General features: G+C 44.1%; 13 protein-coding genes. 6 read left to right on the forward strand and 7 right to left on the reverse strand.

The features are described from left to right. Positions 1 to 85: 85 nt before the first annotated feature. Both RMX89_RS02020 and RMX89_RS02025 read right to left on the reverse strand, forming a co-directional pair. Positions 86 to 898: a RodZ family helix-turn-helix domain-containing protein gene (locus RMX89_RS02020; protein ID WP_322669794.1), complete on the reverse strand. Its 813-nt coding sequence runs from the start codon at positions 896 to 898 to the stop codon at positions 86 to 88. Between the two features lie 29 nt (positions 899 to 927). Further along, entirely contained in the window at positions 928 to 1,686 is a 759-nt protein-coding gene (locus RMX89_RS02025) for a pseudouridine synthase (RefSeq protein WP_322687729.1), read from the reverse strand. A 134-nt stretch (positions 1,687 to 1,820) separates the two neighbouring features. Here RMX89_RS02025 and RMX89_RS02030 point away from each other — a divergent pair, with 134 nt between their 5' ends. Further along, positions 1,821 to 2,534: a DUF2993 domain-containing protein gene (locus tag RMX89_RS02030; RefSeq protein ID WP_322687730.1), complete on the forward strand. Its 714-nt coding sequence runs from the start codon at positions 1,821 to 1,823 to the stop codon at positions 2,532 to 2,534. A gap of 208 nt (positions 2,535 to 2,742) precedes the next feature. Here RMX89_RS02030 and RMX89_RS02035 read toward each other — a convergent pair whose 3' ends face one another. Continuing rightward, the gene (locus RMX89_RS02035; RefSeq protein WP_322669797.1) at positions 2,743 to 3,630 is read right to left on the reverse strand and encodes a phosphatidate cytidylyltransferase; all 888 of its coding nucleotides are present in this window, start codon (positions 3,628 to 3,630) and stop codon (positions 2,743 to 2,745) included. Between the two features lie 159 nt (positions 3,631 to 3,789). Continuing rightward, positions 3,790 to 4,392: a precorrin-6Y C5,15-methyltransferase subunit CbiT gene (gene cbiT / locus RMX89_RS02040; RefSeq protein WP_322669798.1), complete on the reverse strand. Its 603-nt coding sequence runs from the start codon at positions 4,390 to 4,392 to the stop codon at positions 3,790 to 3,792. A 93-nt stretch (positions 4,393 to 4,485) separates the two neighbouring features. On the opposite strand from cbiT, the gene RMX89_RS02045 reads away from it, so the two are divergent. Both RMX89_RS02045 and tatA read left to right on the forward strand, forming a co-directional pair. Further along, positions 4,486 to 5,889 (forward strand): serine/threonine-protein kinase, encoded by a 1,404-nt coding sequence (locus RMX89_RS02045; protein ID WP_322687731.1) that lies wholly within the window; start codon positions 4,486 to 4,488, stop codon positions 5,887 to 5,889. Between the two features lie 81 nt (positions 5,890 to 5,970). After that, positions 5,971 to 6,144 carry a twin-arginine translocase TatA/TatE family subunit gene (tatA, locus tag RMX89_RS02050; protein ID WP_322669863.1) on the forward strand — a complete coding sequence of 58 codons (174 nt, stop codon included), beginning with the start codon at positions 5,971 to 5,973 and terminating at the stop codon, positions 6,142 to 6,144. 48 nt (positions 6,145 to 6,192) lie between these two features. Here tatA and cphA read toward each other — a convergent pair whose 3' ends face one another. The 3 genes from cphA to RMX89_RS02065 all read right to left on the reverse strand — a co-directional run bounded on the left by cphA (position 6,193) and on the right by RMX89_RS02065 (position 10,113). Further along, entirely contained in the window at positions 6,193 to 8,898 is a 2,706-nt protein-coding gene (gene cphA, locus RMX89_RS02055) for a cyanophycin synthetase (protein ID WP_322669864.1), read from the reverse strand. A gap of 178 nt (positions 8,899 to 9,076) precedes the next feature. Then, positions 9,077 to 9,940: a cyanophycinase gene (locus RMX89_RS02060; protein WP_322669800.1), complete on the reverse strand. Its 864-nt coding sequence runs from the start codon at positions 9,938 to 9,940 to the stop codon at positions 9,077 to 9,079. Beyond that, complete coding sequence (locus RMX89_RS02065) at positions 9,913 to 10,113, reverse strand: hypothetical protein (protein WP_322687732.1); 201 nt, start codon at positions 10,111 to 10,113, stop codon at positions 9,913 to 9,915. Before RMX89_RS02065 ends, RMX89_RS02060 begins: the two co-directional genes overlap by 28 nt. Positions 10,114 to 10,594: 481 nt before the next feature. Here RMX89_RS02065 and trmD point away from each other — a divergent pair, with 481 nt between their 5' ends. The 3 genes from trmD (at position 10,595) to RMX89_RS02080 (ending at position 13,709) form a co-directional block, all read left to right on the forward strand. Then, positions 10,595 to 11,332: a tRNA (guanosine(37)-N1)-methyltransferase TrmD gene (gene trmD / locus RMX89_RS02070; protein ID WP_322687733.1), complete on the forward strand. Its 738-nt coding sequence runs from the start codon at positions 10,595 to 10,597 to the stop codon at positions 11,330 to 11,332. Positions 11,333 to 11,377: 45 nt separating this feature from the next. Next, the gene (gene ispF / locus RMX89_RS02075; protein WP_322669802.1) at positions 11,378 to 11,863 is read left to right on the forward strand and encodes a 2-C-methyl-D-erythritol 2,4-cyclodiphosphate synthase; all 486 of its coding nucleotides are present in this window, start codon (positions 11,378 to 11,380) and stop codon (positions 11,861 to 11,863) included. Positions 11,864 to 11,924: 61 nt separating this feature from the next. Further along, positions 11,925 to 13,709 carry an ABC transporter substrate-binding protein gene (locus tag RMX89_RS02080; protein ID WP_322687734.1) on the forward strand — a complete coding sequence of 595 codons (1,785 nt, stop codon included), beginning with the start codon at positions 11,925 to 11,927 and terminating at the stop codon, positions 13,707 to 13,709. The last annotated feature ends 124 nt before the right edge of the window (positions 13,710 to 13,833 follow it).

The following is a 13,833-nucleotide window of genomic DNA, read 5'->3' on the forward strand; positions in this document are numbered from 1 at the left end:
CCTCTTTCCAATGCCCAACGCCCAATGCCCAATGCCCAATCCCCAATCCCCAATCCCCAATGCCCCATGCCCCATGCCCCATATTTCAAAATTTAGGTTTCGCAGCAATCCTAACTTCTTCCTCTTTCCCTGGCTCTCCCATTTCCTTAGCTTTCTCTTGATTGACGCTCACCAACACCCCACCAGCATTATCAGTTTTCACTGTCAGTTGCTCTTGGGCTTTCCAAACTCGGTGAGTTCCCTCTGGCAGAATACCTTCAAACTCGGTTTTGCCATCGGCTACTATACGAATCCAAGATGAGGCTTTCAAAGTTACACCAACCTGTACAACCTGTCCCTTTTGGACACCGTTGAGGGTATCGCTGACAGGTTGTACCTGTGTTGACTCTTTTAGTTGAGCTAGTTCTGGTTTAACAACAGACTTTTGTTTTGGATATTGCTGGTTTGGGCTATTACTTGCTTGTAGTAAAGCGTTATTTAATAACTGAGATAACCCATTTACAGAGCATACTATTAGCAATATGTAAAGAAAGTAAAGATGAATCGGACGTAGTTGAGCCAGGGGTGAAGTATTCCCCTTACTTAAAGGACTAACTTGGGCAGAACTGACCGGAAAAGTGCCAGAAAATTCGACTCCATTCAAGCCGAGTGCATCGGCAAATTGTCTGATCAAACCTTGAATATAGACTGGTTCTGGTAGATCGTTTAAATTACCTTCTTCAATCGCCTGCAATAATCGTCGGGGAATCCTGGTCAATGCAACCACTTGCTCTAGAGATAAACCCTGTTCTTGACGCAATGCCCAAAGTTGAGCGCCTAATTCTGCCAACTTTTCGGCTCGTTGTTCCTCTAATGAAAGTGATGGCTGGTGCTTATTCTTCTTTCTTAGCCATTTCATGCCTACTGACACTCCTTAACTCCACTGAATCAATAATTAGGTTGCGTTATTTGATCTTGCAAAAAGCGAATTTCATAATCTTTGAGGGAACGATATTTACCCTCTGACAAAAAGGGTTGCTTTGGAGTTTGTAATTGAATTGGGCCGATAGCAGTCCGATGCAGCTTGATTACTGGGTATCCTAACTGTTGAGCTATACGGCGAATTTGGCGATTTCTTCCCTCCTGCAACACTATTTCTAAAACGCTTTCTTCGGTACGACGTTCTATTAGATGTACCTTAGCGGCCCTGGTTTTTCTACCCTCCAACATCACACCTTGACGCCACATCTGTAGTACTGTTTCTGGAGGATGTCCTTTGACCAAAACATGATATGTCTTGGAAATACTATGACGTGGATGGGTTAGTCCAAATGTCAGTTCTCCGTCATTGGTCAGGATTAATGCTCCTGTAGAGTCTGCATCTAAACGGCCAACTGGGTGAATACCTGAACCCTCCCGTAATTCTTTCGGTAGTAAATCTAGGACTGTTGGTCTTTGATGAGGGTCGTAGCAAGTGGAAACCACTTTCGGTGGTTTGTGCAGCAATAGATATATTAAAGCCGGACGCTGCTTTTCGGATACAGACTGACCATCAATTGCGATCGCATCTTTTTCGGGATCGACTTTTTGGCCTAAATGTGCCAATACCCCATTAATCCGCACGCGTGACTGCCTAATCATTTCTTCGGCTTCACGACGTGAGGCGATACCCCATTGAGCAAGAATTTTTTGTAACCGTACCTCCATGTGGAAATTGCTTATTTATTGTTATCAATTAAATGATATTTGCATTTTGTAGCGAGTAGGCATAAATGTTACATTTAAAGCTTATTTAATTTCGGTTCGGTTGTTGAGCAAATACTCTTAAACAGATTGGTTAAATGCCAGAGCAAAATCCCCAAACAACAAGTGGAAATAAAATCCGCATAATTACGCAAGTACTCACAACAGCAGTCAAGCTTTGGTTGAGAGCGCAGGTCAGCCAAATATCGGCATTAGAAGTGGAGATTAAAGCTAGCGATCGCCAACTTTTCTCTGGACGCATTCCTTTGGTATCTGTTTTTGCTACTCATGCAGTTTATCAAGGTCTCCTAATTACCCAAATTCAATTAATAGCAGAAAATATTCGAGTAAATATCGGTTCCGTACTCAAGGGAAAACCTCTGCGACTGTTAGAAACAGTACCAGTGGTTGGCGATTTGATCGTAGACGAGAAGGATCTGAACGCTTCTCTCTCATCTGATTTATTATCGACTGCTTTGAGCGATCTATTGGTTAAGGTTTTACCAACAGATTACTCACAGTCACAACCAATCAAGTGGCAAGAAATTATCCTTGGGAACAACCAAATTATACTGCGAGGTTTGAGAGTCACCAATAGTGAAACAACGCCTCTAGAGATTTGTCTAAGCTCACAATTACTTAGTGGACATGAGTTGCAACTGGTACATATCCCAATCAAGCCAGACCAAGGAGATATATTAAAAAACAATTATGTGTACAATCTCGATCTTGGCTCAGATGTCGATATCCAAGAATTAACGCTGATCCCAGGAAAGCTGGTGTGTCGTGGGCGGATTAACGTTAACCCTTGACGATCGCAAATTAAAAAATATTAATACCCTATTTTAAATGATGTGGCGTCTAGTGGAACAAGAGCAGGGGTGCAAGGGGGACAAGGGGGACAAGGAGGAATTATTGAATAAATCTTTTCCTGTTCTTCCCCCTCTTCCTTGTCTACCCTGTCTCTTTTTAATGCCCAATGCCCAATGCCCAATGCCCAATGCCCAATGCCCAACTCACCTATTTACTAAGTAGTGGCAAAAGTAATGTCACAAAATAGTAAACCAAAGGAGCAGTAAAAATATAACTATCGGTACGGTCTAAAATACCACCATGACCGGGGATTAATTGCCCAGAATCTTTAACTCCAGCATCCCGCTTGAGCATAGATTCTGTAAGATCCCCTAAAAGACTAGCAATGCCAATCAGCAAACCCAATGCTAAACCAGTGAACGGGGATTCAGGCAAGTGAAGATAATAAGCTCCCGCTATGGCTACGGCAACACTTGAAGTAATACCAAAGACAGCGCCTTCAACAGTTTTTTTCGGGCTAATGTCAGATAGACGCGTTTTCCCAAAGAATTTGCCAATGGTGTACGCACCGATATCAGCTGCCCAAATACACAAAAAAGTTAGTAATGTGGCTGTAAAACCTTGTGCTAAAGAAGCGGAATTTGCTTTTTCCCAGAAATCTGTCCAGGTTGTGGGCCAGTAACCTCCCAAAGGGAGATTGCTAAAAGCAGCGCTATCAATTGCTCGTAACCGCACCCAGTAACTTGGTAAATAACCGACGTAAAATAGCCCCATAATAGAAGCGGAAACATCAGCGATCGTCGCAAATTTGGGTTGAAACAGCAGGTAAAAACAAATAAGTGTGCCAGCTATTGGCATCACAGCGTCAGCTAAACTGCCATCAAGGGTGCAAATCACCAGCAATACTTGGCTGACAGCCATAGTGGTTTTAGCGGCAGGAGCGATGCCTCTAGCTCGCACCAAATTAAAATATTCCTGTTGACCCAAAAAGATGATAACCGCAAAGATGATGGTAAAGTACCAACCCCCAAAAAGGGTTGCAGAAAGAGCAAGAGCGATCGCAACAATTCCACTAATAATCCGAGACCAAGGCATAGAAGTATTGGGTACTGGGTATTGGGTACTGGGTACTGGGTATTGGGTATTGGGTATTGGGTATTGGGTATTTGGAAAACTTTTTCCCATCTAGTCCTAGTCCCTAGTCCCCAGTCCCCAGTCCCTAGTCCCTAGTCCCTAGTCCCCATGCCCCATTCCCTAATCCAGTTTCTCACCACTGAGGATAAAAATGGGATCGACGGCGGTAAAGGTTTGAGAAAAGCCGCGTGTCTCTAGGCGGTTAACCGCAGATTGGACGACTTCGATATTTCTAGCCCTTAATAGGGAAAAGCTTTGGGAAATAGCATACAGACTTTCTAGATTAGCAGCTGTGGCTACAACCCGACCGGATGGCGGCAAATAATGCCAAGCTGCTTGCAGTATTTCCTGAATGGGGCGACCTCCCTCGATACAAACGCGATGAGGGGTAATTTTGAGGTCATGTAAACATTCTGGGGCGCTGCCTTCAACAACTTCGACATTTTTCACATCAAAGCGATCGCAGTTACGCTTGATCAGACTAGCTACTTCTTCATCCCTTTCGATAGCGATAATCTGTCCGCCTGGACACAATAGCCCCACCTCTACCGGAATTGTACCCGTCCCTGCACCAATATCCCACAACACGGAATCTGATTTCAGCCGCAGTTGGGCAATCAATAGCAGTCGGACTTCTCGCTGGCTCAGGGGAATTCCTGGCAAATGCTCAAATAATTCATCGGGAATACCAGGGGTAATATAAGGCCAAAGTTGGGAGGGCATAGAATTACGCAATTATACTAAAGATATCGATTTGCCAAATTGAAAAGCTATCAGCTATAAAACTTTTCAACGGTAGCATTATAAGAAAACATAATGATTGGTGAAATATTAGGCGATCGCTACGAAATTCAGCAGCTATTAGGAAAAAAAGCAGGGCGACGGACGCTATTAGCTCGTGATTTGCAAACTCAGAAATTAGTTGTCATTAAATTACTCTCTTTTAGCAGTGACTTTGAGTGGGATTCACTCAAGTTGTTTGAGCGAGAAGCTGAAACTTTAAAAAACCTAGCACATCCCTCAATTCCTGGCTATTTAAACTATTTTGAGGTAAATTTACCAACCATCAAAGGATTTGCTCTAGTACAAACTTATATCCCTGCACAAACTTTAGAGCAATGCTTACAAACTGGGCGGACTTTTACCGAAGCTGAAGTTAAACAGATAGCCAAAGCACTTTTAGAGATTCTTGTTTACCTACATGAACTACATCCGCCTGTAATTCATCGTGATATTAAGCCTAGCAATATTTTATTGGGGGAGCGTTCTGGAAATAGTGTCGGTCAAGTTTATTTGGTAGATTTTGGCTCAGTGCAAACAGTCTTGGCTAGCGAAACCGGGACAAGAACTGTGGTGGGAACTTATGGCTATATGCCACCAGAGCAATTTGGCGGACGCACTGTTGCAGCATCAGACCTTTATAGTTTAGGCGCAACTTTAATTTACTTGATGACGGGTACTCACCCAGCCGATTTACCCCAAAAGGATTTTCGCATTCAGTTTGAACAACTGGCTAATCTCAGTCCCAGCTTTAGCAATTGGTTAAAGTGGATGATTGAACCTAATTTAGAACGGCGTTTGAGTTCAGCTGACCAAGCACTCGCAGCTTTAGAGAAACCACAACCAACAAACTTGCCGACTTTGGTTGTTGGCAAACCAGATGGCAGTAAGATTCAACTAACCAAAAATTGGGATTTTCTAGAAATTATCGTTCCACCATCTGGTTTTGATCCATCAATAATATTTACAGGTTTGTTTGCGATCGTCTGGAATTCATTTATTCTCTTTTGGACAATTGGCGCACTTTCAGCACCTTTTCCTGTCAACATCCCCTTTGCGTTGTTTTCACTTCCATTTTGGGGTGCTGGCTTGATGATGGTGTATAAATTTTTCTTTCATTTTTTTGGACGCATTTGCTTACGCCTGAATCCAGAACAAATTTCCCTAACTTGGGAATTGTTTGCTTGGAAATTTTATCGTCCCCGTGCATCGCCAAGACAAAGTATTAATAAATTAGTTTACATTCCCAAACATTTTACGAAAGATTCTGAAGGTACGAGAATTGCCGTTCCCGCACAATTGGATATTTGGGTAGGAGTAAAAAAATATCAACTTGGTGGTAGTGATGGTGCAATTAAATCGGAAGCGGAACTGGAATGGCTAGCTCAGGAATTAAGCGATTGGTTAGGTTTGCCAATTACCAATCCAATTAGAAGTTAGTTGCGTTGATCGGTGGCGAACTTATGGGATGTGAGCCATCAATGTCTATATTTAATTACAGATGCCTTAGAGGAAATTTATATGTTTGGACTGGGATGGCCAGAAATAGCTGTAATTAGCATAGTCGCTATTCTAATTTTCGGCCCAAAAAAAATTCCTGAACTGGGAACTGCACTGGGTAAAACCCTAAGAGGTTTTAAGGAGGAGATGAAAACTCCCAGCGAGGAAACCAATCAGGGAGAAGAAAAACAGTAATTAAAAGAGTCAGGAGGAGCCAGTATACTGCTTTCTCCTGATTCCTGGCTACAGTAAGGTATTCACCACAGAAGAAGGCGCGATCCCATTTTGGGAATCGATTATAGTTGTGCCGGAATTTGGTTGGTGTATCTCTTCCTTGGCTAAACCACGCAGCTTAATTAACTTAATGGCGCGAGTAACGCTTTCTGGCAAAATCACCACCAGGCTGTTATCAGGAGCCATATCTAAGCCTTTATTGATTGCTTGGGTTTCATCCAGAATTGATTCATAGCGGCTATCAGGCTTAACTTCTGTGATGCCTTGAATAATCAACTGGGCGGCTGAACCACGTAAGCGTCCGCGTGTATCATCGTCTTCTTTGATGATGATGTAATCAAAAATTTGCGCTGCTAATTTACCCAAAGTAACAAAATCTTCGTCGCGGCGATCGCCAGGGCCCCCAATTACGCCAATTCGTTGTCCTGTAGTCCAGTTCCGCACAAAGGAACCTACAGCTTCGTAACTGGCTGCATTGTGAGCATAATCCACCAAAGCGTGGTAGTTGCCCAAATTAAATAGATTCATTCGTCCCGGTGTTTGACTAACTGAAGCCCGGAAGGTTTTCAAACCAGCACGAATCTGCTCAATTGTGACGTTTTGCACAAACGCTGCCAAACTTGCTGCTAAAGCGTTGGCAATCATAAACGGCGCACGTCCGCCCATTGTTAAAGGTATATTTTCTGCTCTTTCTATGCGATGTGTCCAGTCACCTTTAACAATTGACAAATAGCCATTCTCATATACTGCCGCAACTCCACCCTTTTGGATGTGCTTCCGCACTAATTCCGAATCGGGGTTCATAGTGAAGTAAGCAATATTAGCTTTAGTTTTTTCTGACATCGCAGCGACGCGGCGATCGTCGGCATTGAGTACCGCATAGCCATCAGGGAATACAGCTTCTGCCACTACACTTTTGAGGTTAGCTAACTGCTCAATGGTATCTATATCACCTATTCCTAAGTGGTCGGCGGCTACATTCAATACTACTCCTACATTTGCGGCTTCAAAACCCAATCCAGAGCGGAGAATGCCACCGCGAGCCGTTTCTAGTACTGCTACTTCTACCGTAGGATCTTGGAGGATGAGATAGGCACTTTGAGGGCCTGTATTATCGCCAGCTTCTACTAAGTAATCACCGATATATGTTCCGTCGGTAGTAGTATAACCTACTACTTTCCCAGTTTGTTTATAAATATGTGCTAGTAGTCGAGTCGTGGTGGTTTTGCCATTAGTACCCGTGATGCTGAGAATGGGAATTTGGCTAGATTGCTCGTTAGGAAACAGCATATCCATCACTGCACCAGCGACATTGCGGGGAATACCTACACTTGGGGCAACGTGCATCCGAAAACCGGGAGCAGCGTTAACTTCGACAATCACGCCATCCACTTCCCGCAGAGGACGGCTAATATCTGTGGTGACGATATCGAGTCCGGCAATATCCAAACCGATAATCTTGACTACTCGTTGTGCTAACCACAGATTTTCTGGGTGAATTTCATCGGTGCGATCGACGGCACTACCACCTGTACTCAAGTTGGCTGTTGCCCTGAGATAACAAATAGTGCCCTTGGGTGGCACGCTATTTAGGGTGTAACCTTGCCTTTCTAGCAGTTGGTAGCTGGTGCGGTCTAGTTCAATCTTGGTCAGGACGTTATCATGTCCTTCACCGCGATTTGGATCGAGGTTTGTTTCTTCAATCAGTTCGGCAATGGTGGATCTGCCGTTGCCAATGACATGAGCTGGGACACGTTCGGCTACTGCTACTACTTTGCCATTTACCACCAGTACCCTGTGGTCGCGCCCAACGTAATATCTTTCGACAATAATTGACCGAGAAACCTGTCTGGCAGCTTCATAAGCAGCCTCAGCCTCTTCCCAACTTCTGATATCAATGGTGATCCCACGCCCGTGATTGCCATCTAAGGGCTTGATGACGATGGGATAGCCGCCAACGAATTCAATGGCTTGTTCCAAATCGTCTAAGAAGTTGATTACTGTACCTCTGGGTACTGGCGCACCAGCAGCAGCAAGGATACGTTTAGTGGCTTCTTTATCGCAAGCTAGTTCTACGCCCAGAATGCTGGTGTTGTCCGTCATTGTTGCCTGCATCCGCTTTTGATTCACGCCATACCCTAGCTGAATCAAAAAGCGGGCTTCCAGCGCCATCCAGGGAATACCTCTTTTTTCTGCTTCTTTGACGATCGCTTCCGTAGAAGGGCCTAAGGAAGCATCACGAGAAAAGTCTTTCAGGTCTTGGATATCTTGCTCTAGTTCTGCCTTGGGATAACGGCCTCGATCGACAATACTCTGGCATAGCCGTACTGCGGCTCGTCCAGCGTAGCGTCCCGCTTCCTCATTCAGGTACTCGATTACTACTTGGTAAATTCCGGGTGTGGCAGTTTCGCGGGTGCGACCAAAGCCGACATGCATCCCAGCTAATTCTTGGAGTTCTAAGGCTACGTGTTCTACTATGTGGCCGATCATAGTGCCTTCTTTGACTCGCATCAGAAAACCACCGCGACAGCCAGGCGAACAATAGTGACCCTCCAGACTTGGCAGCGCCTCAACTAATCCTTCATAAAAGCCAGGGATTTCATTCGAGGGCGTCTCGCCAAGGTTTTCTAAATCGAGGCGCATGACGATCAGTTTGTGGCGTCGAATGCTCCAATAGTTTGGGCCGCGTAATGTCTGGATCTTGAGAATTCTCATGGGAATAGGTAGATGGAGATTCGGAACCAAAATTCTAGTTTCTTACTGGAATTGACCGCTAAACTGTTCGTTAAAAACAGTTTTTTCTTTTTACATGGTATTCTTATCATTTTTCTTTCTACGGTAAGAAATAATAAATGTGCGGTCAACTCAGTGTAACCTCAGATACTCTATCCCGTCAGCTGGAGATTCGGTGTACAGCAGGCAATACAGTCCGCTGGTACAAGTGGAAGCGATCGCCTAAGCTGAGGATATGGAGACGTAAATTATGTACGGTTAAAGGTTCATTAGCACCGACATGGGGTTCGTTAGTATGGGTCAGTTCGGTGGGATCGACAATGGTGACACTGCCTTTACCCATAACTTGTAGCCAACCATCACGTTCAAACACAGCACAAGTATCTTCGTCAATGCCAATACCTAAGCGATCGGGATGAGCTGCGATCGCACTAATCAGTCGCCCCATCCGATTACGGTTGTGAAAGTGTTGGTCAACGATTACTTCGGGAATAAATCCCAAACCCGTTGCCATATCCACTAGGGAACGATTGGGCGTTTCTCCACTCCCGCCGCCAGCAATCATGTGATGCCCCATCACCGCCGCTCCTGCACTGGTGCCTGCTAACGTAAGTTGCCCCGCCCTCACCCGCTGACGAATAATTTCCATTGCTGGCGTATCTGCCAAGACGCCACAAAGACGCAGCTGGTCTCCTCCTGTCAAAAATACCCCACTACAGGCTTCTAAGGATGCTTTGATCTGAGAGGCTTCACACTGTTCTCGTTCGCGGATGTCTAAAATCTCTACCTTCTGGGCACCCATTTCTTCAAAAATGCGAATATACCGACCACCGATAATGGCAGGTTCGCGAGAGGCAGATGGAATAATTGTAATATAAGCCTTACTAGCACCGGCGCGTCCAAAAAAAGTTCGTAGGATTTCGCGCCCATGAACTTTATCTTCTGCACCTCCGATAACCAGAACGGCGGTTTTAGTTGCTTGGGGTGTCCTCATTTCTAGCGATTTAGCTTGTAATTGCGGCATTTTGGTTCTCCTGTCAACAACTTCAGGAGCCATCGCCTTGGTGTTCGCATAGCGTCTCCGTCAGGAGAGGCAGCACGGTCTTGAGGGTTTCCCCCATGAGCGACTGCCGTGCATGGTTCCCCGGCTTGTGGCGAATGGCGTGTGAATTTAACAAGGTTCAGTTGCCCGATCATTTTTGCGCTTTGCATCTTTGAGAGGACACTTTTTGGAAGTTTGGAATTGGGGAAAGCCACTCTCCAAATTCTCGCTTCACGTTCGCATTGCCTCAGTCTAAACGTGTTTGTTTCCATTCCTCTCTGGTCAGCGCCTTGTTTTTCACCTGTCCACTTGCAGCAGGGCAAAATAGTCTTTGAGTGGCTAGATTCCCCCTTTAGAGTTGGGGAAAAGCAGTTAAGACTACGCTTTTTTCTGAGGCTGGCTCGATGCATCCTGGAAGTTGTTAACTTGATATGATTATTAATTTAAATGTAGTTGTGACAACATTTAAACATAAATTAAGTAATTAGAAAAACTTTTGATCTCATCTAAAATCCAGGAGGTCTGGTAGTTTTAGATACTATTGATAAAGTTTAACTGGAGTTTAATCCGACCTTGGCTTGCTGGTGTTTGCTAGACATTCAAATTTAAGATTAGTGTCCTCGAATACGAATAACTGTGCGCTTTGATATAGTTACGCTTTTTCCTGACTGTTTTAACTCTGTTCTCAATTCTGGGCTGCTAGGTAAAGCCTTAGCCAAACAGATTGCCGAAGTGCATCTGATTAATCCACGGGACTTTACCACTGATAAACACCGAAAGGTAGACGATGAACCCTACGGCGGCGGCGTTGGGATGCTAATGAAGCCAGAACCTATTTTTACCGCTGTGGAGTCGCTGCCGATTCTACCCCGAAGAGAAATAATTTTGATGAGTCCACAGGGTCAAACAATTAATCAAGCTCTTTTGAAAGAATTGGCGACAAATTATGACCAATTAGTAGTTATTTGCGGGCATTACGAAGGAGTGGATGAGAGAGTGCTGCATTTGGTAACTCGTGAAGTATCTTTAGGCGATTTTATTCTGACTGGTGGAGAAATTCCAGCAATGGCCTTAATTAATGGTGTAGTGCGGCTAATACCAGGGACTGTGGCTAAAACGGAGTCCCTGACAGCAGAAAGTTTTGAGGAGGGGTTATTGGATTATCCCCAATATACTCGTCCGGCGAATTTTCGCGGTTTGAAAGTGCCTGATGTCTTGCTCAGTGGAAATCACGCCGCGATCGCTCGATGGCGTTACGAACAACAAATTCAAAGAACCCGCGATCGCCGCCCCGATCTCCTGGAGAAATTGATGCAGGGGGAGCAGGGGGAGCAGGGGGAGCAGGGAAGCAGGGGAGTATGGAGAGAAGAATAATTTATAACTCCTGACAAATGACAAATGACAAATGACAAACGACAAATGACAAAAATTCGTATTGGTAACGGCTACGATATTCATCAACTGGTGAGCGATCGCGCTTTGATTTTAGGTGGAATTCAAATTCCCCATGAACTGGGTTTATTAGGGCACAGTGACGCTGATGTGCTAACACACGCGATTATGGATGCCATGCTTGGGGCATTATCTTTGGGCGATATTGGTCATTATTTTCCACCTAGCGATCCCAAATGGGCGGGAGCAGATAGTTTAGTACTATTAACTCAAGTACATCAACTGATTCGCGCTCAAGGCTGGCAGATCGGAAACATTGACTCGGTGATAGTAGCAGAACGTCCAAAATTAAAGCCGCATATTGAGAATATGCGCGACAAACTAGCGGCGGTTTTAGAATTACAACCAAATCAAATTGGCATCAAAGCTACAACCAATGAAAAATTAGGCCCTGTTGGCCGTGAAGAAGGTATATGTGCTTATGCTGTCGTCTTGCTAGGTGCTTCAGAATAACTTTCTTTAGCTTCTAATAAAGATATTCAAGACTGATTAGGATGTAAATAGATTAGGAATTATGAACTTTTTTAGACAAATATTTTTGGCAATTAAACGTTTTTGGCTGCCAATAATTTTTACTTCAGCAATAGCATTTACAGTTACCGCCTGCAACCCAGCTAACTTTAAAAGTCCCGCTGCTCAAGTACCGCAATTAGTAAGTAGCATTCTCAGCGATCCTAAAACTTTTAACTACCCCCTGAGTCAAGAGTTTCCTAATGTTTTTCCTTTAATTTACGAGGGGTTAATTACCCAAAATCCAATCACTGCAAAAATTGAGCCAGCATTAGCTGAATCCTGGCAAATTTCTGATGATAAATTAAAGATTGTTTTTACCTTACGCGAAGGGTTGAAATGGTCTGATGGTCAGCCACTAACAGTAGATGATGTGGTGTTTACCTACAACGATATTTACCTTAACGAAGCAATTCCTACAGATGTGAGAGACGGTTTGAGAATTGGTCAGAGTCGGAAGCTACCCACTGTACAAAAAGTAGATGAACGCCGGGTTGAGTTTATCGTACCAGAACCCTTTAGACCTTTCCTACTAAATACAGGTTCGCCAATTTTGCCTGCCCACATATTGCAACAATCAGTAAAAACCAAAGACCAAAATGGGAGTCCGATTTTTCTGACAAAATGGGGTGTTGATACTCCTCCCGACCAAATTATTGTCAACGGCCCTTACAAAATAGAGCGCTACGACACAAGTCAGCGTGTGGTCTTCCGGCGCAATCCCTACTACTGGCGCAAGGACGCTCAAGGTAATTCCCAACCTTATATTGAACGGGTAATTTGGCAAATTGTGGAATCAACAGATACCTCCTTGCTGCAATTTCGTTCTGGCGGGTTAGATACTGTGGGAGTGTCACCAGATTACTTTTCTTTGCTAAAGGTGCAAGAAAAACAGAGTAATTTCACAATTTATAATGGGGGGCCAACATCCGCTACATCGTTTGTTTGGTTTAATCTCAACAAAGGTAAAAGGGACGGAAAACCACTGGTAGATCCAGTTAAATCTCGGTGGTTCAATAATGTGCAATTTCGGCAAGCTATAGCTTATGCAATTGACCGCCAAACGATGATTAATAATACTTTTCGCGGCTTGGGTGTAGCACAAAATTCACCGATTTCTGTGCAAAGCCCCTATTACCTTTCCCCTAAAGAGGGGTTAAAAGTTTACGATTACAATCAGCAAAAAGCGAAGGAATTACTGCTAAAAGCAGGATTTAAGTACAACAACAATCAGTTAGTAGATTCTCAGGGAAATCGCGTTCGTTTCTCTTTGCTTACTAATGCTGGAAATAAAATCCGTGAGGCAATGGGATCGCAGATTAAACAAGACTTGAGCAAAATCGGCATTCAAGTTGATTTCACGCCGTTGGCATGGAATACTTTTACTGACAAAACTTCTAACTCCTTGGATTGGGAAGCTTCTTTGATGGGTTTGACTGGCGGATTAGAACCGAATGACGGAGCTAATGTCTGGGCACCTGAAGGCGGATTGCACATGTTTAATCAGAAACCCCAAGCAGGACAAAAGCCGATTCAGGGTTGGGAGGTTGCTCCTTGGGAAGCGGAAATAGGGAATCTTTACATTCAAGCTGCACAGGAATTAGACGAAGCTAAAGTTAAAGCGATTTATGCCGAAACACAGCGGATTACTCAGGAAAATTTACCTTTTATTTACTTGGTTAATCCTTATTCATTATCAGCGGTGCGTAATCGTTTTGAAGGCATTAAATTCTCTGCTCTTGGCGGCGCATTCTGGAATATTGAACAAATTAAAGTAACAGAAGATTAGGCATTGGGCATTGGGCAAAACAGTTCCTTTAGCGGAAGCGGGGCGTTTAGCCCGTTCCGAGTTCCTAGTAAATAAGTAAGATTCACAACTCAGCACTCAGCACTAATTACTATTGAGGGGCATG

Origin of the sequence: Nostoc sp. DedSLP04, from assembly GCF_034530775.1 — a bacterium.
GTDB lineage: Bacteria > Cyanobacteriota > Cyanobacteriia > Cyanobacteriales > Nostocaceae > Nostoc.